19 protein-coding genes, 1 tRNA gene and 4 pseudogenes are annotated in these 17,141 nt (G+C 51.8%); 12 read left to right on the top strand and 12 right to left on the bottom strand.

What is annotated here, in order from left to right:
* Positions 1–75: 75 nt before the first annotated feature.
* Positions 76–465: a DUF6979 family protein gene (locus tag J2125_RS17415; RefSeq protein WP_017799351.1), complete on the bottom strand. Its 390-nt coding sequence runs from the start codon at positions 463–465 to the stop codon at positions 76–78.
* A 24-nt stretch (positions 466–489) separates the two neighbouring features.
* Entirely contained in the window at positions 490–771 is a 282-nt protein-coding gene (locus tag J2125_RS25005; protein ID WP_244987160.1) for a hypothetical protein, read from the bottom strand.
* A gap of 650 nt (positions 772–1,421) precedes the next feature.
* Between J2125_RS25005 and J2125_RS17405 the strand changes: the two genes are divergently transcribed.
* Together J2125_RS17405 and J2125_RS17400 are read left to right on the top strand one after the other, a co-directional pair.
* Positions 1,422–2,072 (top strand): hypothetical protein, encoded by a 651-nt coding sequence (locus tag J2125_RS17405; protein WP_017799352.1) that lies wholly within the window; start codon positions 1,422–1,424, stop codon positions 2,070–2,072.
* Positions 2,059–2,277 (top strand): hypothetical protein, encoded by a 219-nt coding sequence (locus tag J2125_RS17400; RefSeq protein WP_017799353.1) that lies wholly within the window; start codon positions 2,059–2,061, stop codon positions 2,275–2,277. The genes J2125_RS17405 and J2125_RS17400 overlap by 14 nt, the downstream gene beginning before the upstream one ends.
* A gap of 76 nt (positions 2,278–2,353) precedes the next feature.
* Here J2125_RS17400 and J2125_RS17395 read toward each other — a convergent pair.
* Positions 2,354–2,635 (bottom strand): annotated as a pseudogene (locus J2125_RS17395) (integrase core domain-containing protein); the annotation flags it as partial.
* Between the two features lie 5 nt (positions 2,636–2,640).
* Here J2125_RS17395 and J2125_RS17390 point away from each other — a divergent pair.
* Positions 2,641–3,152: pseudogene (locus J2125_RS17390) on the top strand (IS66 family transposase); the annotation flags it as partial.
* Between the two features lie 124 nt (positions 3,153–3,276).
* Here the strand turns inward: J2125_RS17390 and J2125_RS17385 are convergent.
* The 3 genes from J2125_RS17385 to J2125_RS25000 form a co-directional block, all read right to left on the bottom strand.
* The gene (locus J2125_RS17385) at positions 3,277–4,416 is read right to left on the bottom strand and encodes a hypothetical protein (protein ID WP_017799356.1); all 1,140 of its coding nucleotides are present in this window, start codon (positions 4,414–4,416) and stop codon (positions 3,277–3,279) included.
* A 43-nt stretch (positions 4,417–4,459) separates the two neighbouring features.
* Positions 4,460–4,816: a hypothetical protein gene (locus tag J2125_RS17380; protein ID WP_017799357.1), complete on the bottom strand. Its 357-nt coding sequence runs from the start codon at positions 4,814–4,816 to the stop codon at positions 4,460–4,462.
* A 103-nt stretch (positions 4,817–4,919) separates the two neighbouring features.
* Positions 4,920–5,360 carry a PerC family transcriptional regulator gene (locus J2125_RS25000; protein WP_026111466.1) on the bottom strand — a complete coding sequence of 147 codons (441 nt, stop codon included), beginning with the start codon at positions 5,358–5,360 and terminating at the stop codon, positions 4,920–4,922.
* A gap of 11 nt (positions 5,361–5,371) precedes the next feature.
* Between J2125_RS25000 and J2125_RS17370 the strand changes: the two are divergent.
* Positions 5,372–5,704: pseudogene (locus J2125_RS17370) on the top strand (type VI secretion system tube protein Hcp).
* A gap of 172 nt (positions 5,705–5,876) precedes the next feature.
* A pseudogene (locus tag J2125_RS17365) lies at positions 5,877–6,020 on the top strand (integrase); the annotation flags it as partial.
* A gap of 15 nt (positions 6,021–6,035) precedes the next feature.
* On the opposite strand, the gene J2125_RS17360 reads toward J2125_RS17365, so the two are convergent.
* Together J2125_RS17360 and J2125_RS17355 are read right to left on the bottom strand one after the other, a co-directional pair.
* A tRNA-Arg gene (locus J2125_RS17360) sits at positions 6,036–6,112 on the bottom strand.
* Between the two features lie 120 nt (positions 6,113–6,232).
* Positions 6,233–6,727 carry a DUF1198 family protein gene (locus tag J2125_RS17355; RefSeq protein WP_017799358.1) on the bottom strand — a complete coding sequence of 165 codons (495 nt, stop codon included), beginning with the start codon at positions 6,725–6,727 and terminating at the stop codon, positions 6,233–6,235.
* 189 nt (positions 6,728–6,916) lie between these two features.
* Between J2125_RS17355 and folD the strand changes: the two genes are divergently transcribed.
* Positions 6,917–7,783, top strand: coding sequence for a bifunctional methylenetetrahydrofolate dehydrogenase/methenyltetrahydrofolate cyclohydrolase FolD (gene folD / locus J2125_RS17350; protein ID WP_017799359.1), 867 nt, complete (start codon positions 6,917–6,919; stop codon positions 7,781–7,783).
* A complete protein-coding gene (gene ybcJ, locus J2125_RS17345; protein WP_017799360.1) occupies positions 7,783–7,995 on the top strand; it encodes a ribosome-associated protein YbcJ in 213 nt (70 codons plus the stop codon). Before folD ends, ybcJ begins: the two co-directional genes overlap by 1 nt.
* A 130-nt stretch (positions 7,996–8,125) precedes the next feature.
* Here ybcJ and cysS read toward each other — a convergent pair whose 3' ends face one another.
* Entirely contained in the window at positions 8,126–9,514 is a 1,389-nt protein-coding gene (gene cysS, locus J2125_RS17340) for a cysteine--tRNA ligase (RefSeq protein WP_017799361.1), read from the bottom strand.
* A 363-nt stretch (positions 9,515–9,877) separates the two neighbouring features.
* On the opposite strand from cysS, the gene ppiB reads away from it, so the two are divergent.
* The 4 genes from ppiB to purK all read left to right on the top strand — a co-directional run bounded on the left by ppiB (position 9,878) and on the right by purK (position 12,822).
* Complete coding sequence (gene ppiB, locus J2125_RS17335) at positions 9,878–10,372, top strand: peptidylprolyl isomerase B (RefSeq protein WP_017799362.1); 495 nt, start codon at positions 9,878–9,880, stop codon at positions 10,370–10,372.
* Complete coding sequence (gene lpxH / locus J2125_RS17330; protein ID WP_017799363.1) at positions 10,372–11,097, top strand: UDP-2,3-diacylglucosamine diphosphatase; 726 nt, start codon at positions 10,372–10,374, stop codon at positions 11,095–11,097. Before ppiB ends, lpxH begins: the two co-directional genes overlap by 1 nt.
* 151 nt (positions 11,098–11,248) lie before the next feature.
* Positions 11,249–11,758 carry a 5-(carboxyamino)imidazole ribonucleotide mutase gene (purE, locus tag J2125_RS17325; RefSeq protein WP_017799364.1) on the top strand — a complete coding sequence of 170 codons (510 nt, stop codon included), beginning with the start codon at positions 11,249–11,251 and terminating at the stop codon, positions 11,756–11,758.
* Complete coding sequence (gene purK, locus J2125_RS17320) at positions 11,755–12,822, top strand: 5-(carboxyamino)imidazole ribonucleotide synthase (protein ID WP_017799365.1); 1,068 nt, start codon at positions 11,755–11,757, stop codon at positions 12,820–12,822. The genes purE and purK overlap by 4 nt, the downstream gene beginning before the upstream one ends.
* A 30-nt stretch (positions 12,823–12,852) precedes the next feature.
* Here purK and ybbP read toward each other — a convergent pair whose 3' ends face one another.
* Positions 12,853–15,270, bottom strand: a complete 2,418-nt coding sequence (gene ybbP, locus J2125_RS17315) for a putative ABC transporter permease subunit YbbP (protein ID WP_017799366.1) — start codon at positions 15,268–15,270, stop codon at positions 12,853–12,855.
* Entirely contained in the window at positions 15,267–15,953 is a 687-nt protein-coding gene (gene ybbA, locus J2125_RS17310; RefSeq protein ID WP_017799367.1) for a putative ABC transporter ATP-binding protein YbbA, read from the bottom strand. The genes ybbP and ybbA overlap by 4 nt, the downstream gene beginning before the upstream one ends.
* Here ybbA and tesA point away from each other — a divergent pair.
* On the top strand, positions 15,924–16,544 hold the full coding sequence (tesA, locus tag J2125_RS17305) for a multifunctional acyl-CoA thioesterase I/protease I/lysophospholipase L1 (RefSeq protein WP_026111471.1): 621 nt from the start codon (positions 15,924–15,926) through the stop codon (positions 16,542–16,544). The genes ybbA and tesA overlap by 30 nt on opposite strands.
* A gap of 167 nt (positions 16,545–16,711) precedes the next feature.
* On the opposite strand, the gene J2125_RS17300 is transcribed toward tesA, so the two are convergent.
* The gene (locus tag J2125_RS17300; protein WP_017799369.1) at positions 16,712–16,867 is read right to left on the bottom strand and encodes a Hok/Gef family protein; all 156 of its coding nucleotides are present in this window, start codon (positions 16,865–16,867) and stop codon (positions 16,712–16,714) included.
* Positions 16,868–17,141 lie beyond the last annotated feature (274 nt).

The raw sequence follows: 17,141 nt of genomic DNA, 5'->3' as shown, positions 1-17,141 counted from the left end.
ATATGGGGGGGAAGTTCCATTGGGCTGATAACTGACTATAAGCGGATGCTTACCAGACAGTATTTAGCCATCGCATTAAGATACCTCAGTTTTCAGCAAATTTGCTCTCAATAGTTCAAGAACAATATCCATCTGGGAGTTATGTGTTTTATTAGCACCAGCGACTGCTTTCCACAGTTCGTTCTTATCAGTAATACCCCCGGTAGCCCGCTGTACAGCATCAACCGCATAGCGCTTGTTTACATTCTCCGGCTTTAAACCGTAACTGCCCGCTGGAATACCCACTATCAGCCCCGCCTCACAAAGTCCCAAAAATGCATTTTTAGGGCAACTTTTTTTCCGCGAAGTCTCTTGAGTGGGGAAATATTCAGCCATCGTTTTTTCCCACTCCTGACGCATATCGGGCGACTGCTTTCCCTGATTTTTTCTCACCGTTACAACTGCTGCCTGAGCATATTTGGACATAGCGAATCTCTTTATCTGATGAAGTTATTTTCGTCGTTCTGCCCGCCGGGCCAGACCTTGTGCTTTACAAAGACCATTTGCAGGGCCGGAAGGAGTGCGTGAAATGACCTGTATCCTGTATAAGGACAAGCTTGAATATTTTCGTGTCGATTTCCTGCCAGTGGTGGTAACAGGCTCCTTATTTCCTGGTGAATCTGGTCTATATACGTCGATTTCGATGGTCTCGCGACGCTCAAATTCCGGCAGTGACGCATTAATATGTGAAGCGTTCGTCGGATTGCTAAACAGGTACAGCGTTTCGATCATGGCGTCGCACTCGTTGGCGTCAACATTACCACAACTGGCGCATCGCGCCGCAGGATGTATACCGGCTCGACGTTATCGCTGACTTGCTACATTGTCTCGCTAAGTACTTATGCGTATCTGTGAATGTTCATAAATGCATATTTGCCTGCTTGTAACGTTATGGTGCGGAAATTATGTCTGGTGCGGTGTTAAACACACACCAGCAGCGCGAGGAATTTCGATTAGATTTTTGACAGTCAGGTTGCCTTTAGCAGATAACGTCCGTAAATGTTCTGACGGGCAAGACCCGAGCCGTTGCTTTGGCGATAGCAGATAAAAAAAACACAATACGACGTGTAAAATTCTTTTATAACAGTCATATAGGGCAATTCATCAGGAACCTGAAAACGGATTGGATGCCAGCTAACAGCTATGCTAATTTTAACGAATCCAGCACTGCCACAACAAATTACATCACTGAATATTACAGATTACAGCGACGTTAGACGGACTCTGTCACAGAAGTGCCAGCAACTGTCGCCAGCTTACATTATCCCCGAGCAGTCACGGGCACTTCGGGCTGAGCCAAGGGAGGGTGGCGAAACAGGCGGTCGGCTTTTGCCTGTTGGTAATGATGGCTATAAAACGATAAAAAATGAAAGGAATCTATCATGCGCAGTAACGCAGAAATTGCCAGGCGTATTGCAAAAATCATCGTCTCGCCGGAGACGGCCATAGGACTGACGCACGGTATTTTGTCGGTTCCAACTGATATCGGATATCTTGCCTATGGGTTTATAGATACTGATACTCGCTCCCAGCGGGAGACAGAAACAATAAGAATGATTTCGGCCATAAAGCACGGCATTCTTGAAAATCATAACTTCATCAGGACTATTGAGACAGTTCTCAACATCTTCAACAAAAGCGTGCCCGAATCTAAGCAGAACGCCATTTACGGTAAGATTATTGCTTCTGTAGCTGGCCGGACGCTGACAAACTCCCTGATAGCTGGCAAGCTGGCTACGACGATTGCACAACGCAGTTCGTTTTTAATTACAATTCGTGGTGCCGCTATCGGAAATATTCTTTTGATAGGAGGAATGACTGAAAGGTGTATCTACACTTCATCGCGCCTCCAGCTGTACAATCCAGAGGTATACAACGCCCTGCGACATCGCGATCTTGATTTGCTTTACTTCCTTGTTGAACCGGCGCTTAACCCCTTTATCGAAGCCCTTGAGGTAAAACGGATGCAAGGACAACCGGCATTTGAAAGGATCATTGATATGGTGGAAAGTGAGATCAATGCGAGACGATAAAACGCCCAAACTGAGCCTGGGTAAACGTATCATGTATACCCTGATTGAAACCTCCGGTTCGATTATCGGTGGGTTATTGGTATTTGTGTGTTGTTACTGGTTCTTTCACTATGACACCTGGTTCGAACGCTTCGTGGCCATTGGTCTGTCGATATTAACTGTATATATCATTGGCAAGCTGTTACCAGAAAGGCCCGACCAATAAGCCATGCCCCGCATGGGCTTATCTTACTTTGTCGCGCCTCTATATAGCTCCTGGACTATCTGTAAGCGCACCCGTTTTAGTTCCACGCACTTTTTGAGATTTTTGGGGTTTCAGCCATCAGCCGGTACTCTTCCGGTGTCAGATTATTCAGGGATTCGTGGGGGCGCTCGCCATTATATTCAGCCAGCCAGCACTCTGTAATTTCACGTGCTTCATTCAGGGTTCTGAACAGATAAAAATCCAGTATCTCCGTCCGGTATGTCCGGTTGAACCGTTCGATAAAGGCATTCTGCGTCGGCTTTCCCGGCTTGATAAATTCCAGCAACACACCATGTTCTTCGGCCCATTGCGCCAGTGCCACTACAAACGCCGTCGGCCACAACGGAAGAAGCCCTGGTGCGCATCGGCAGGTGTATACCGTTGAGACCGATATCCGTGGCCAGCCAGCGGAGCACCGGCTGGCGGAAAGGCAAAAACAGACGAAACCGCTGCTGAAAGAGCTGGAAAGCTGGCTGCGCGAAAAGGTGAAGACGCTGTCGCACCACTCGGAAACGGCAAAGGCGTTCAGCTATGCGCTTAACCAGTGGGGTACACTGGCGTATTACAGTGACGACGGCTGGGCCGAACCTGACAACAACATCGCGGAAAACGCGCTGCGGATGGTGAGTCTGGGGCGAAAAAACTGGCTGTTCTTCGGCTCAGACCATGGCGGAGAGCGGGGTGCGCTGCTGTACAGCCTGATCGGGACGTGCAGACTGAATGGCATGGATCCTGAAAGTTACCTGCGGCATGTGCTGACGGTTATCGCGGACTGGCCGGTCACCCGGGTGCATGAACTGCTGCCGTGGAATATCGTTATCCCTTCTGATAAATAATCAATACGGCTCAGGCTGGACGCTTACTTTTGATCGAATATTTTGCTCATAAAAAAACCTCGCCGGAGCGAGGTGTGGTTACAAAATTTTATAAGCGTTTATATATCAACATAGAGAAGAAGGTTTATAACGAGCTTTTCTTGGCGTCTTCAATCTCCGCGTTGCAAGCATCTATGCTGTTGAAGTCATACTGAAGAAAAACATACCCCTTGCTGGAGCCATTAGCCCTTGCTTCCATAGAGACCGATGTAAGATTGTTTTTAAAAGGTGTTGCAGATGTTTCTTTCCATTGAGCTGACAGGAAGCGCTCTTTTTTGTTCAAGGCCATCATCCAGTCCTGAGGGTCTTTCCAGATTGAACCTGATAGCAAGAAATCAGTTTTTTCAGGATTTCCATAAATCGAAGACAAGGAGCTTAGCAGCTCTTTGTATTTTGATTGAAGAGCGAGACCATAGCTGTCCGTATCAACGCTTTTTCCCAATGCTCTGATTTCACATAGGCCGGATTTTGGAGAGATGAGAAGACCATAAACCGCAAAATCAGCGTTATTTTTCGGTAGAGATTGTGACGTATAGAGGTTGGGTACATTTTCAACAGGTTTTAACTCTTCACCAGTCATATCTTCGATATTCTTTTTGGTCAAACCTGACTCTAAACCAAACGGCCCCTCACCCGGTGGGAGTAATGGCTGAATGTTACTAGCCTGCGCTGACTTCTGAATTTGCTTAGCTTCCGCAGTGTTGTCTTGCTTCAAGTCAGATGGCATAGCGTTAGCAAGTCCATACCTGGCTGAAAGGTAGCGTTGTTGAAGCATCGCCATGGTTTGTTCCTGAGTTGCGATTGCTGCCAGTTTTATCGCAAGAACCAAGCCACCGCTATATTGATTGGCCTCTGCTTTAGCCTGAGAAATCTGATCATTTAACGCATCTATTTCGCTCTTAATTGACTCAGATGCCGCCTCATCAGACTTTGCGCCGGGAACATCCATTGTTATTTTTGCGCCTGACTCAATAGCATTAATACGCTGCTTAATTAGCGCTTGGTTTGTCTTGAGAATTTCCACTCTGGCGCTTATTAAAGTCTTTATCAACCCGCCAGAGTAGTTCTGATTGGCCGCATTCGCAGACGAAATCTCACTTTCTGTCTGTGATAACTCCACCTTGAGTTGCTCAACTTTTTGTTTCTCTTCGGGAGAAAGCTCCTTTGGCCCACATCCTGTCAAAATGAACACAGATATAAAACATGCCAGAATAGACTTTTTCATTTCCTTGCCCCATAGAAAAAAGCCACCCGAAGGTGGCTTAGTATCAGATGTGGTTTTCACATCCCATCTGTGATTTGTCGATGATTTGCGTTCCTTCAACACGGAATCCGTAAGTGCCGAAGAGGAATGCGTGGTTTAACTGGTAGATAACCACATCACTCAGGCCCACCGCACACTTATCTTTCTCAATAGCATGATCCATCGCTGTTTTGACGTTAGGAATACCTAAAGGGAAAATAACGATTGGGGCTTTATCTTCGCCAGTAACGCGCGCACCTTTTTCAAACTTAGCTGCGTTTAGATTATAATTTTTAGTGCTCGCAACAGTCATGTCAGCTACGCGAACGGTACACCCTGAAAGTAAAAGCGCTCCGAGCGCCAATGCCAAAACCTTTTTCATTTAATGCTTCCTTTGATTGCAATCGGAAACATCCTATCAATAATTATTAACATTGCAATTGTTGTTGTCTCCTCTGTTCTCCCAACTTTCCTCGATAGATAACTCACTTCTTTTTCAATCTGAACGCCTCGCCGCCCGGTCTGACTAAGCCCATACGGTGTTGTGTATCGGCTGCGGCTTTGGTCACGTCGCCAAAGGTGTCGATTAGCACTGGTGGTCTCACCCGCTTCGCCAGGCATTCGTTGCGGCGGTTTCTGAGCCATTCGCGTCCTGCTTCGGTAGCCGATCCATAAAGCACCTTCTTTTCACCCTGTGGCGTGATGGTCTGCGCTGCGACCACATTGCCGGACTCATCAACCAGCGAGAGAAGAATGGATCCATCGGGCAGGCAAGGCAGGTTGAAGCCATCTAGCCCTTTGGCGATTAGGTATTCGCTTTCAATTCGTGTGGTTTGTTCTGCCAACCTCTGGTTGTGGCTCACAAAACTATCGCGCCGCTGCTCCGCTTCTGTTATTTCTTTCAGCTGGCGTTCCTGCGAAAGCAAAAGGACTAATTATGAGTACAGCCCTCTTCCTGAAAATTGACGGTATCACTGGCGAATCGCAGGACAGTAATCATAAAGGCTGGATTGCCATCGATTCATTATATGGAGAGCCAGTCAGGGGGATATGAGCGCAGCTGACGAAGATGGGGCTGAAAGGTTTAGTACGGTGATCTGACTCTACAGATGCTATCTCTGCCATTATGCGATATGTCTCCAATGGTAAGCATCCAGGCAAAATTGAACTCTCCGTATGCCAAGCAGGCGGCAGCCAGATTGAGTATTGCCGTATAACACTTGAAGACGAGTTGAACACCAAAGTGACCTTTATTGGTACGACTAATTGATATTTAATCAGTCTGTCTTATCAGTTGCTGACTTTTAAGGTCAAAACACAGTATTGGGAACAGGCTTCAACTGCTGGCAAAGGTGCGGAGTCTTAGTCTGGCCGGGATATTAAAGGCAACAAAGAAGCTTAATTAGTTATCTGTAAATGTACGTGTTCTATGCATTGGATAGGAGTCAATCGAAATGGTGCGCCGTTATGCTCACCTGGCGCCAAACCACCTGACCGAACATGCGTGCAAAATTGACGCACTTTTGGCGGTTAACGACACAAATATGACACAAGGGGATAATCAGGCTGGATTGAGAATTTTGTAACTACTTGATTTGTAATGGTACGCCCTACAGGATTCGAACCTGTGACCTACGGCTTAGAAGGCCGGTGCTCTATCCAACTGAGCTAAGGGCGCATGGTGATTGCGTCGGATTATACGGCGCGCACATGGTGAGTCAACGTTTTTACCGTGTTGTGCGCACTGTTGCTGCACTATTGAGCAGTCACCCTGCCCTGAGAGCAAAATGGCGTAATTTTAGTGGCGGTTCAGGCGGGAATGAATGGAATAGATATTGCCATACTCCTCGCCACTCATCTCATCCGCTGGCGCAAAGCGCGCGTTATAGCGCAAGCGGAAAGCATGCATCTCCTGCGCGTCGGGTTCAATTTCCCGCAGAAAACTGAGCGCCAGCCGAACATGCTCCGCGCTTAGATCGGTTGGCAGATAAGCCTTACGCAACACGCCGCGCCAGAACTCAAGGTTAGCGTCGGATTCATCAACAATAAACACCTGCCAGATAAACAGCACGCTGGCAGCATTAGCAACATGAGACTCATTATCTCGTGCCAGATAATCGACAAATTCTTCTCCGGCGGTTTTTCCCATCAGGCTAATCAGCGATTCAACGTAGACGGGATCAAGGTTCAGCCGTTTGCTCAGCGCTTTGGTTGCACGGCGCGAACGTGAGTTCAGTACTCTGAAGCCAATGGCAAACACCACGACCAGGGTTACAAGCATCAGCCAGATCATTTACTATCCTGCCCAAAGGCGCTTTATTCGGGGAAATCCGCGGCGACAGAGTAACAGCCAGCCCCAGGTCAGACAACCGGCGGCAGTTATCCGCATTCACAGAGTATTCTGTGCCTGACAGCGGCGCTCGCTTCTGCCAGAATAGGCGCATTCCCCGATTTAACTCAAAACAGATGGATTTCCTCTCTGATGGTAGCAAAAATTATTGACGGTAAAACGATTGCGCAGCAGGTGCGCCTTGAGGTTGCGGAAAAAGTTAAGCAACGTCTGGCAGCCGGTAAACGCGCACCTGGCCTTGCTGTAGTATTAGTCGGGGAAAACCCGGCGTCACAGATCTATGTCGGCAGCAAACGTCGCGCTTGCGAAGAAGTCGGTTTTATCTCCCGTTCTTACGATCTGCCCGCCACCACCAGCGAAGCCGAGTTACTGGCGCTGATTGAAACGCTGAATAATGACCAGCAAATCGATGGCATTCTGGTGCAGCTGCCGCTACCGGCAGGTATCGACAATGTTAAAGTGCTGGAACATATCTCGCCGGATAAAGATGTCGATGGCTTCCATCCGTATAACGTTGGTCGCCTGTGTCAGCGCGCACCGAAACTGCGTCCCTGCACCCCTCGTGGGATTGTGACGCTGCTGGAACGTTATAATATCGAGACTTATGGTCTGAATGCGGTCGTGGTCGGCGCGTCGAATATTGTTGGCCGTCCAATGAGCATGGAGCTGCTGCTGGCTGGCTGCACCACCACCGTCACCCACCGTTTTACCAAAGATCTGCGCCATCATATTGAGCATGCGGATCTGCTGGTGGTTGCAGTGGGTAAACCTGGCTTTATTCCGGGCGACTGGATTAAACCAGGCGCGATCGTTATTGATGTCGGGATTAACCGTCTGGAAAGTGGCAAAGTCGTCGGTGATGTGGCCTTTGAAGCTGCCGCCGAACGCGCGGCATGGATTACCCCGGTGCCTGGCGGTGTCGGGCCGATGACGGTGGCAACCCTGATTCAGAACACCCTGCAGGCATGCGAAGAATATCACGATGGAGCAGCAAAATAATGGCGACCTTTTCTCTGGGTAAACACCCACACGTTGATTTATGCGATCTGCTGAAGCTGGAAGGCTGGGTGGAGAGTGGTGCGATGGCGAAATCGCTGATTGCCGAAGGCCATGTCACGGTAAATGGCGCAGTGGAACTTCGCAAGCGCTGCAAAATTGTCGCCGGACAAGTGGTAGAGTTTGATGGCAATCAGGTGACGGTTACCGCCTGATAACGGCAGCTGAAGCTGCCGGGGCGGCGTTTTCGCCGCCCGTGACGGTGATTAACACCGTTCTCACATTAAGCCGGGAGCCGAAAACGGCTCCCCTACGTTAGTGCAGATAATCCCGGGCAATCCTGAATTACTTACGACGCCAGCGGGTTCCCTGCGGGCCATCTTCCAGTACAATTCCCAGTTCATTCAGCTTGTCACGCGCGATATCCGCCTGCGCCCAGTCTTTCGCCTGACGCGCATCAATGCGCATTTTGACCAGCGCTTCAATTTCCGCCACTTGCTGATCGTTGCTGTTTGCGCCACTTTGCAGGAACTGCTCAGGATCCTGTTCCAGCAGCCCCAGCACGCCAGCCAGCTGACGCAGACGCGCTGCCAGACCATTCGCTGCAGTCATATCTTCCGCTTTCAGACGGTTAACTTCACGCGCCAGATCAAACAGCGCGGAGTAAGCTTCTGGCGTATTGAAATCGTCATCCATCGCTTCACGGAAACGCACGTCAAACACTTCACCACCGGCGATATCAGCACTGGCGTCAGTATTGCGTAGCGCGATATACAGACGCTCAAGCGCAGCACGCGCCTGCTTCAGATTATCTTCACCGTAGTTCAGCTGACTGCGATAGTGGCCGGACATCAGGAAATAACGCACGGTTTCTGCGTCGTAGTGCGCCAGCACGTCGCGCACGGTAAAGAAGTTATTCAGTGATTTCGACATTTTTTCACGGTCGATCATCACCATACCGGAGTGCATCCAGTAGTTAACATACGGACCGTCATGCGCACAGGTCGACTGCGCAATTTCGTTTTCATGGTGCGGGAACATCAGATCGGACCCGCCGCCATGAATATCAAAGTGATCGCCAAGCTGTTTGCAGTTCATCGCCGAACATTCGATATGCCAGCCCGGACGGCCTGCGCCCCATGGCGATGGCCAGCTTGGCTCGTCAACTTTTGACATTTTCCACAGCACGAAATCCATTGGATTACGTTTCACATCTTCAGCAACTTCGACGCGTGCGCCAGCCTGCAGCTGCTCAAGATCCTGGCGGGATAATTTTCCGTAATCCGCATCGCTCTCAACGGAGAACATCACATCGCCATTACTGGCGACATAAGCATGTTCGCGTGCAATCAGCTTGCTGACCAGTTCGATAATCTCACTGATATGCCGGGTGGCGCGTGGTTCCTGGTCCGGCGGCAGAATATTCAGCGCAGCGAAATCCTTATGCATCTCCGCAATCATACGGTTAGTCAGGGTTTCAACACTTTCGCGGTTTTCATTGGCGCGTTTAATGATTTTATCGTCAATATCGGTAATATTGCGTACATAATTCAGCTGATAACCGCTATAACGCAGATAACGCGCCACTACATCAAATGCGACAAATGTCCGTCCATGGCCGATATGGCACAGGTCGTAAACGGTAATTCCGCACACGTACATGCCAATCTGACCAGCATGGATAGGTTTAAATTCCTCTTTTTGACGACTCAGGGTGTTGTAGATCTTTAGCATTGAGACATTCCGTATTACGTGTGCGGGTTAACGAAACTGATTATCCCCTGCGTACTTGACGTTGCAGCGGCGTCAGCGGCGGTCATTCACCCGAATCACTGAGTTTAATCAGCTCATCGGGATTCATGCCCTTGCTGCCTTGCCGCAACGACAATTACCTGGGTATATAAAGGGTTATTTTGACGTATTGTTAACGTAAGCGCGATGCATTGCAAGGAGATGGCTGCAACTACGACTTTCTCACCTGCTGACGCGTCATCACAATTTGTGATATAAGAGGCGTCTATTTAAACTGGCCCGGCATTTTTACAACTCTGCCGTGGGTACAGTCGTTTAAAACTCCCACCTTAACAGGACGAGATTATGGTTACTTTCCAGACTAATCATGGCGATATCGTTATCAAAACTTTCGACGATAAAGCTCCCGCTACCGTGCAGAACTTCCTGGATTACTGTCGTGAAGGTTTCTACGACAACACCATTTTCCACCGTGTCATCAACGGCTTTATGATTCAGGGCGGCGGCTTTGAACCTGGCATGAAGCAGAAAGATACCAAAGAAGAGATCCGTAACGAAGCGAACAACGGCCTGAAGAATACCAAGGGCACACTGGCAATGGCGCGTACTTCCGCACCACACTCAGCCACCGCTCAGTTCTTTATCAACGTTGCGGATAATGACTTCCTGAACTTCAGCGGCGAAAACCTGCAGGGCTGGGGCTATTGTGTGTTTGCTGAAGTGGTTGAAGGTATGGACGTGGTTGAGAAAATCAAAGGCGTTTCTACCGGCCGCAGCGGCATGCACCAGGATGTGCCAAAAGAAGACGTGCTGATCCAGAAAGTGACCATTAGCGAGTAATGTCACGCACGCTTTTTATCGCAGATCTGCATCTGTGTCATGAAGAACCGGCAATTACTGCCGGTTTTCTGCGTTTTTTGCAGCGCGAGGCGCTGAATGCTGACGCGCTGTATATTCTTGGCGATCTGTTTGAAGCCTGGATTGGTGATGACGATCCTCAACCACTGCATGCTGAAATCGCCGCCGCACTGCTGGCCGTGAAACAGCATGGCGTCCCCTGCTACTTTATCCATGGCAACCGCGATTTTCTGCTCGGCCACCGCTTTGCGCGCGCCAGCGGCATAACACTGCTACCGGAAGAAAAGGTGCTCGATCTGTATGGCAAACGCGTGCTGATCCTGCATGGCGACACCCTGTGTACTGATGATGAAGGCTATCAGCGTTTTCGCCGTAAGGTGCATCAGCGCTGGCTGCAGAAGCTGTTTCTGGCTCTGCCGTTGTTTATTCGTCAGCGCATTGCCGCACGCATGCGTGCCGGCAGTAAAAATGCCAATAGCAGCAAATCCGCAACCATTATGGACGTCAATCAGCAGGCAGTTATCGACGCCATACAGCGCCATCAGGTGCAGTGGATGATTCACGGCCATACCCACCGACCGGCAGTGCATCAGGTGCAAACCGGTGATATCAGCGCCGAACGTGTTGTACTGGGCGCCTGGCATCATGAAGGCTCAATGATTACAGTTGATGCCGACGCAGTGACCCTCAGCACTTTCCCTTTCTGAATTACACTTTAAAAAAGCTGGCTTTTGCCGCCGGATACGGCGACGCAACCGTTTTCCTTGCTGGCGAGTCATGCTATTCTCTTTGCCCTTCCCACCCGCCCTGTTAAAGTCGCGCGGGTGAAGTTTGTACAATCACAGGAGTCAGACTCGCATGTCATCCAACGCCGCCCCAGCCCGCATTGCCATTGTTATGGGTTCGAAAAGTGACTGGGCTACTATGGAATTTGCCGCAGAAATCCTTACCAGCCTTGCGGTTCCTTTCGACGTTGAAGTGGTCTCAGCCCACCGTACCCCGGACAAACTGTTCAGCTTTGCGGAAAATGCTGCGGGCAATGGCTATCAGGTGATTATCGCAGGCGCCGGCGGCGCAGCGCATTTGCCAGGTATGCTGGCAGCGAAAACGCTACTGCCAGTGCTGGGTGTGCCGGTGCAGAGCGCAGCATTAAGCGGCGTCGACAGCCTCTACTCGATCGTGCAGATGCCACGCGGTATTCCGGTCGGCACGCTGGCGATTGGTAAAGCAGGTGCGGCAAACGCTGCTCTGCTGGCTTCGCAGATTCTGGCCATCCATGATACAGAGCTGGCGGTACGTCTGGCTGACTGGCGTCAGAGCCAGACCGACGAGGTGCTGAACAATCCGGATCCACGGGGTAATGCATGAAACCGGTTTGCGTATTAGGTAACGGTCAGCTTGGACGCATGCTGCGCCAGGCTGGTGAGCCGCTGGGTATTGCGGTCTATCCGGTGGGCCTCGATGCCGAGCCGGAAACGCTGCCGATCCAGCAAAGTGTGATTACCGCCGAGATTGAACGCTGGCCGGAAACCGCATTAACCCGTGAGCTGGCGCGTCACCCGGCGTTTGTAAACCGCGATATCTTCCCACAGCTGGCGGACCGCCTGACGCAAAAACAGCTGCTCGATCAGCTGGGTCTGGCCACCGCGCCATGGCAACTGCTGGCGTCTGCTGAAGAGTGGCCGCAGGTGTTCGCGTCGCTCGGTGAACTGGCGATCGTTAAGCGCCGTACCGGTGGCTACGATGGCCGCGGTCAGTGGCGCTTACGCGCCAGCCAGACCAGCGAGTTACCGCAGGATTGTTATGGTGAGTGCATTGTTGAGCAGGGTATTAACTTTTCCGGTGAAGTTTCGCTGGTTGGCGCCCGTGGTCACAATGGCGAAACGGTGTTCTATCCGCTGACCCATAACCTGCATCAGGAAGGCATTCTGCGTACCAGCGTGGTACTGCCACAACCCGATGCCGCACAGCAGCAGCAGGCTGAGCAGATGCTGGGCGCAATTATGAACCAGCTGCAATATGTTGGCGTGATGGCGATGGAGTGTTTCGTGGTTCCGCAAGGTCTGCTGATTAACGAACTGGCGCCGCGTGTGCACAATAGCGGCCACTGGACGCAAAATGGCGCGTCCATCAGTCAGTTCGAACTGCATCTGCGCGCGATCCTCGACCTGCCGCTGCCGAAACCGGTGGTCAGCACGCCGTCGGTGATGGTGAATCTGATCGGCACCGATCTCAACCTGCAATGGTTACAGCAACCGCTGGTCAATTTGCACTGGTATGAGAAAGAAGTGCGTCCGGGTCGTAAAGTGGGCCACCTGAATCTGAATGACGTTCAGCCAGGCGAACTGAGCAAAGCGTTAACCGCGCTGACGCCAATGTTACCGCCGGAGTATGCCAGCGGTATCGCCTGGGCCTGCGAGAAACTGGGTTAATCAGATGGGAGGCATCGCTGCCTCCCTTTTTTATCCAGCGTAATAACTTCTGAACAATGCCTTACCCTTCAGCAACCGCACGCCCATCCAGCCACCACAGACCGACAGCAACAACGCGCCGGTAAATGGCAGTACTACCCACAGCGTAAAATCAGGCTGCCACGGGAAATCAAACACCTTACGTTGTAATCCCCATAACGCGGCCTCAGCCCCAATCGCAGCGGCAACCCCGGAAACCAGCCCCAGAATGGCAAACTCACTCCATAACGTGCCGCGCAGCAACTTTTTACTGGCGCCTAACGTGCGGTAAACTACCAGTTCCTGACGCCGCTGACGCATTCCCACCTGGATTTGGGCCAGCAGCAGCAGTACGCCACAGGCGGTAACCAGCACCACCATAATCTCCAGCGCCTGACTGACCTGCGTCAGCACCTGCCCGACCTGGCGCAAAATACTGCCAATATCCAGCAGGCTGAGCGTCGGGAACGCGCGGTTTAACTGCGCCAGCAGCGCCGGATTATTGTCCATACGGAAACTGGTCAGCCAGGTTTGCGGCTGCTGATCGAGCGCGCCTGGCGGGAAGATAAAGAAGAAGAATGGCCGCAGACTCTCCTGATCGATCGAACGCAGGCTGGTAATTTTGACCGAGAAGTTCTGTGTATCACCGGTAAAAGTCAGCGTATCACCCAGTTTAAGTCCCAGCCGCTCCGTCAGCTCTTCCGCCATCGACACTTCGCCCTGTTTCGGCGGCCAGCTGCCAGCCACCACCGGACTGTTATCCGGTGGCTGCGCCATCCACGTAAGATTGATTTCGCGGTTGTAGGTATTATCCTGCGCCGGATCCACTGGCTTATCGTTAGTCTCAGTAAGACGCACGCGTGCAATCGGGTAAAAGGTTTCGGTTTTAACCTGATGCTGTTGCAGGAACGCTTTGACCTGCGGCACCTGCTCAGTGGCAATATTCAGCAGATAATAGTTAGGACTGTCCGGCGGCAACTGTTTCTGCCAGCGATCCAGCAGATCGCCACGCATCACCAGCAGCAGCGCCAGCAGCATAAATGACAGGGAAAACGCCGCCAGCTGACTCAGCGTGGTCAGCGGCTGGCGTAGCAGGCGATTAATTGCCAGGCGAAACGCCAGATTACGCACCGACAGTTTACGCAGCAGCAATAAGCCGCCCCAACCCACCGCCCCCAATAGCAGCGCCAGCAAAACAATCCCGGCCACCAGCGCCCACAGCAGTTTGCTGCCGCCAACCAGCAACGCCAGTAAACCAGTCACCACCAGCGCCATCACCGGCAGATAAAACTTCAGCGGCCAGATATTGGCAATTGCATCGCGTCGTAGTACCCGTAGCGGTTGTGTCGCCAGCAGCAAGCGATAAGGGCGCAGCCCCACCAGCAATGAAATAACAAATAGCGAACCGATGGCCCATAACCATGGCCAGATACTGGATGGCGGTAGCGCCGCTGGCAGCACAGGTTTCAGCATCTGCAATAGCAGCGCCTCAAATCCTAACCCTAATACACTCCCGCCCACTGCGGCCAGTAATAATACCGCCAGCCACTGCCCGACAATCAGCTTACGCAGCGCCGCACGGTTGGCGCCGAGGGTTTTCAGCACCGCCACTAAATCGTAGCGGCTGCGGCAATAGTGACTCATCGCCACGGCGACCGCAGAGATCGCCAGCATCAGCGTCAGCAGCGCGGAAAGCAGCAAAAATTGCTGCGCGCGCTGCATCGAGCGGCCAAGCGCATCCTCGGAGTTATCAACGCTAATCCAGCGCTGATTAGCCTTCAGCTGCGGCTCAATCCAGCTGTCGTAGCGGCTGAGCTGTGGCGCCTCGCCGGAAAATTTGTAGCGCCAGGTCAGGCGACTGCCCGGCTGAATAGCGCCGGTTTTCGCCACATCCGCCAGGTTCATCAGCAGGCGCGGTGCGGTCTGGAAAGGGTTAAAACCCGCGTCCGGCTCCTGAATAACCACTCCGGCAATACGCAGCGATGTATCGCCGACATCCAGCATATCGCCGGTTTTCAAATTCAGCAGCGCCAGCAAACGCGGAGCCGCCAGCACCGTACCGGCCTGCGGCTTCAGATTCGCCGGTTCCGTCGTCAGCTGACCAAACATCGGATAAGCATTGTCCACCGCTTTTACCGATGCCAGTTGCGGCGTATTCTCCGCAAACGTCATGGTCATAAAACTCAGCTGGCTGCTGACCTGCAGTCCCTCACGCCGTGCCTGCGCCAGCCACTCCGTCGGCACTTCACCGGAACTGCTTAACGTACGGTCACCGGCCATAAAATCACGGCTCTGCTGGCTCAGTCCTTTTTCCATACGGTCGCTAAGCGAACCCAGCGCCAGTACGCAGGCAACCGCCAGTGTCAGCGCCAGCCAGACAATCAGCAGTGAGGGCGAGCGCCACTCACGCCAGAACCAGCGCCAAATCATGCTTCCTCCCACAATTTTCCGTCGCGCAGACGCAGGCGGCGATCGCAGCGCGCCGCCAGCTGCTCATCGTGCGTAACCAGAATCAGGGTGGTGGCAAGATCGCGATTGAGGGAAAACAGCAGGTCGGCAATGCGATCGCCGGTTTTGCGATCGAGATTACCGGTCGGTTCATCGGCAAACAGCAGATCGGGACGACCATTAAAGGCGCGCGCCAGCGCCACACGCTGCTGCTCGCCACCGGAAAGCTGCGCCGGAAGATGGTTCAGGCGTTCCGCTAATCCCAGCTGGGATAACAGCGCTCTTGCCTGTTCGCGGCTCTGGTTTTCGCTATCGCCGCGCAACAATGCCGGGAGTTGCACGTTCTCCAGCGCATTCAGGGTTGGCACCAGCATAAAAGACTGGAACACAAAGCCGACATGCCGGGCGCGTAATTCAGCCCGCTGCTCTTCGTCACGCTGATGCAACGGCTCGCCACACAGGAAGACTTCTCCCTCACTGCCATCATCCAGCCCGGCAAGAATGCCTAACAGGGTGGATTTCCCCGATCCTGATTCACCAATCAGGGCGATCGTTTCAGCCGGTTTGACAACCAGCTCAACTCCGGTGAGGATATTGAGCTGATGCTCACCCTGACCGACGGACTTACTAAGACGATGAACTTCAAGAATGTTTTCCGCTGGCATTACCCTTTCCTGTTATTATTGTTACTCATTTCGCGCGTGGCGTCGGCAGATACACTGCTGGTTCTCGGCGACAGTTTAAGCGCCGGATATCGCATGTCCGCCAGCGCCGCATGGCCTGCGCTGCTCAATGATAAATGGCAAAAACAACCTGACGTTATTAACGGTAGCATCAGTGGTGACACCGCAACCCAGGGCCTGAGCCGCTTGCCCGCTCTGCTGAAACAACATCAACCACGCTGGGTATTGATCGAACTGGGTGGAAATGATGGTTTACGTGGCTTCCCGCCACAAAATGTGGAGCAGGATCTGCGTAAAATCATCGGCGACATTCAGGCAGCCAAAGCCCAGCCGTTGTTGATGCAAATCCGTTTGCCAGCGAACTATGGTCGCCGCTATAACGAGGCGTTTAGCGGGATCTATCCGAAGCTGGCGCAAGAGTACAACATCCCATTAGTCTCCTTTTTTATGGAGCAGGTCTATCTGAAACCTGAATGGATGCAGCAGGATGGCATTCATCCCAATCCCGATGCGCAACCCTTTATCGCCGACCTGATGGCCAGAGAACTGGCTCCTTTAGTTAAGCATGAGTAGCGGCAAAACGTGACGGCTGTCAGGTAAAGTTATGCAAAAATCCGCAGCCGGATTTATAAAAATCAAAAGATTAAGTGTCACAATGGCGGAGTCACTTCGGGACGGGTGCTCGGGGATCTCTGCCAGACAACCAACCGGCGGGAGTTCCCTCCCGCCGCTGGGTTGCCTTAACCTCTGGATTCGTAAGCCAGAGTCGCCACAACCTCTGTATTACTATGTCTGATATATAATTCGCAAAGTGAATTACGAATTATCCACGCAACAATAAGTATTGTCGCACAGATAATTATCAGACTCAGTAATCGCAGTTTTAATGGCGTCATTGCCTTATCTCCTTATTGCCTTGCGGCAGGTAAAAGGCTACCATCATGCTGTCTGGGCATGAGAGCGGCCTCACTTTGACTTTATCGTCGGGTGGGGCCTTTCTCTTTTTGTCCCTTGCCAATGCTCAGGACAAAAAAGATCCAGAGCACCCGCCGCAGAGTTTATATTTCACGCCATCGTTTACGCAATATAAAATACAGATAAGGCGCAGTTAATTTAAGCCCGCCATCAAAAATTTCAATCCTGATATTTAAAACTAAAAATAATTATCGC

This window comes from Winslowiella toletana (assembly GCF_017875465.1).
GTDB lineage: Bacteria > Pseudomonadota > Gammaproteobacteria > Enterobacterales > Enterobacteriaceae > Erwinia > Erwinia toletana.
This window is presented reverse-complemented; position numbering and strand designations above follow the sequence as displayed.

What these genes read in the sequence shown, in the direction of transcription:
- ppiB (WP_017799362.1), top strand. Translation starts at nt 9,878, where the DNA reads ATGGTTACTTTCCAGACTAATCATGGCGATATCGTTATCAAAACTTTC.
- purE (WP_017799364.1), top strand. Translation starts at nt 11,249, where the DNA reads ATGTCATCCAACGCCGCCCCAGCCCGCATTGCCATTGTTATGGGTTCG.
- ybbA (WP_017799367.1), bottom strand. Translation starts at nt 15,953, where the DNA reads ATGCCAGCGGAAAACATTCTTGAAGTTCATCGTCTTAGTAAGTCCGTC.
- tesA (WP_026111471.1), top strand. Translation starts at nt 15,924, where the DNA reads ATGAACTTCAAGAATGTTTTCCGCTGGCATTACCCTTTCCTGTTATTA.
- J2125_RS17385 (WP_017799356.1), bottom strand. Translation starts at nt 4,416, where the DNA reads ATGAAAAAGTCTATTCTGGCATGTTTTATATCTGTGTTCATTTTGACA.
- purK (WP_017799365.1), top strand. Translation starts at nt 11,755, where the DNA reads ATGAAACCGGTTTGCGTATTAGGTAACGGTCAGCTTGGACGCATGCTG.
- J2125_RS17300 (WP_017799369.1), bottom strand. Translation starts at nt 16,867, where the DNA reads ATGACGCCATTAAAACTGCGATTACTGAGTCTGATAATTATCTGTGCG.
- J2125_RS17405 (WP_017799352.1), top strand. Translation starts at nt 1,422, where the DNA reads ATGCGCAGTAACGCAGAAATTGCCAGGCGTATTGCAAAAATCATCGTC.
- ybbP (WP_017799366.1), bottom strand. Translation starts at nt 15,270, where the DNA reads ATGATTTGGCGCTGGTTCTGGCGTGAGTGGCGCTCGCCCTCACTGCTG.
- J2125_RS17400 (WP_017799353.1), top strand. Translation starts at nt 2,059, where the DNA reads ATGCGAGACGATAAAACGCCCAAACTGAGCCTGGGTAAACGTATCATG.
- J2125_RS17415 (WP_017799351.1), bottom strand. Translation starts at nt 465, where the DNA reads ATGTCCAAATATGCTCAGGCAGCAGTTGTAACGGTGAGAAAAAATCAG.
- cysS (WP_017799361.1), bottom strand. Translation starts at nt 9,514, where the DNA reads ATGCTAAAGATCTACAACACCCTGAGTCGTCAAAAAGAGGAATTTAAA.
- folD (WP_017799359.1), top strand. Translation starts at nt 6,917, where the DNA reads ATGGTAGCAAAAATTATTGACGGTAAAACGATTGCGCAGCAGGTGCGC.
- J2125_RS25005 (WP_244987160.1), bottom strand. Translation starts at nt 771, where the DNA reads ATGATCGAAACGCTGTACCTGTTTAGCAATCCGACGAACGCTTCACAT.
- J2125_RS17355 (WP_017799358.1), bottom strand. Translation starts at nt 6,727, where the DNA reads ATGATCTGGCTGATGCTTGTAACCCTGGTCGTGGTGTTTGCCATTGGC.
- J2125_RS17380 (WP_017799357.1), bottom strand. Translation starts at nt 4,816, where the DNA reads ATGAAAAAGGTTTTGGCATTGGCGCTCGGAGCGCTTTTACTTTCAGGG.
- ybcJ (WP_017799360.1), top strand. Translation starts at nt 7,783, where the DNA reads ATGGCGACCTTTTCTCTGGGTAAACACCCACACGTTGATTTATGCGAT.
- lpxH (WP_017799363.1), top strand. Translation starts at nt 10,372, where the DNA reads ATGTCACGCACGCTTTTTATCGCAGATCTGCATCTGTGTCATGAAGAA.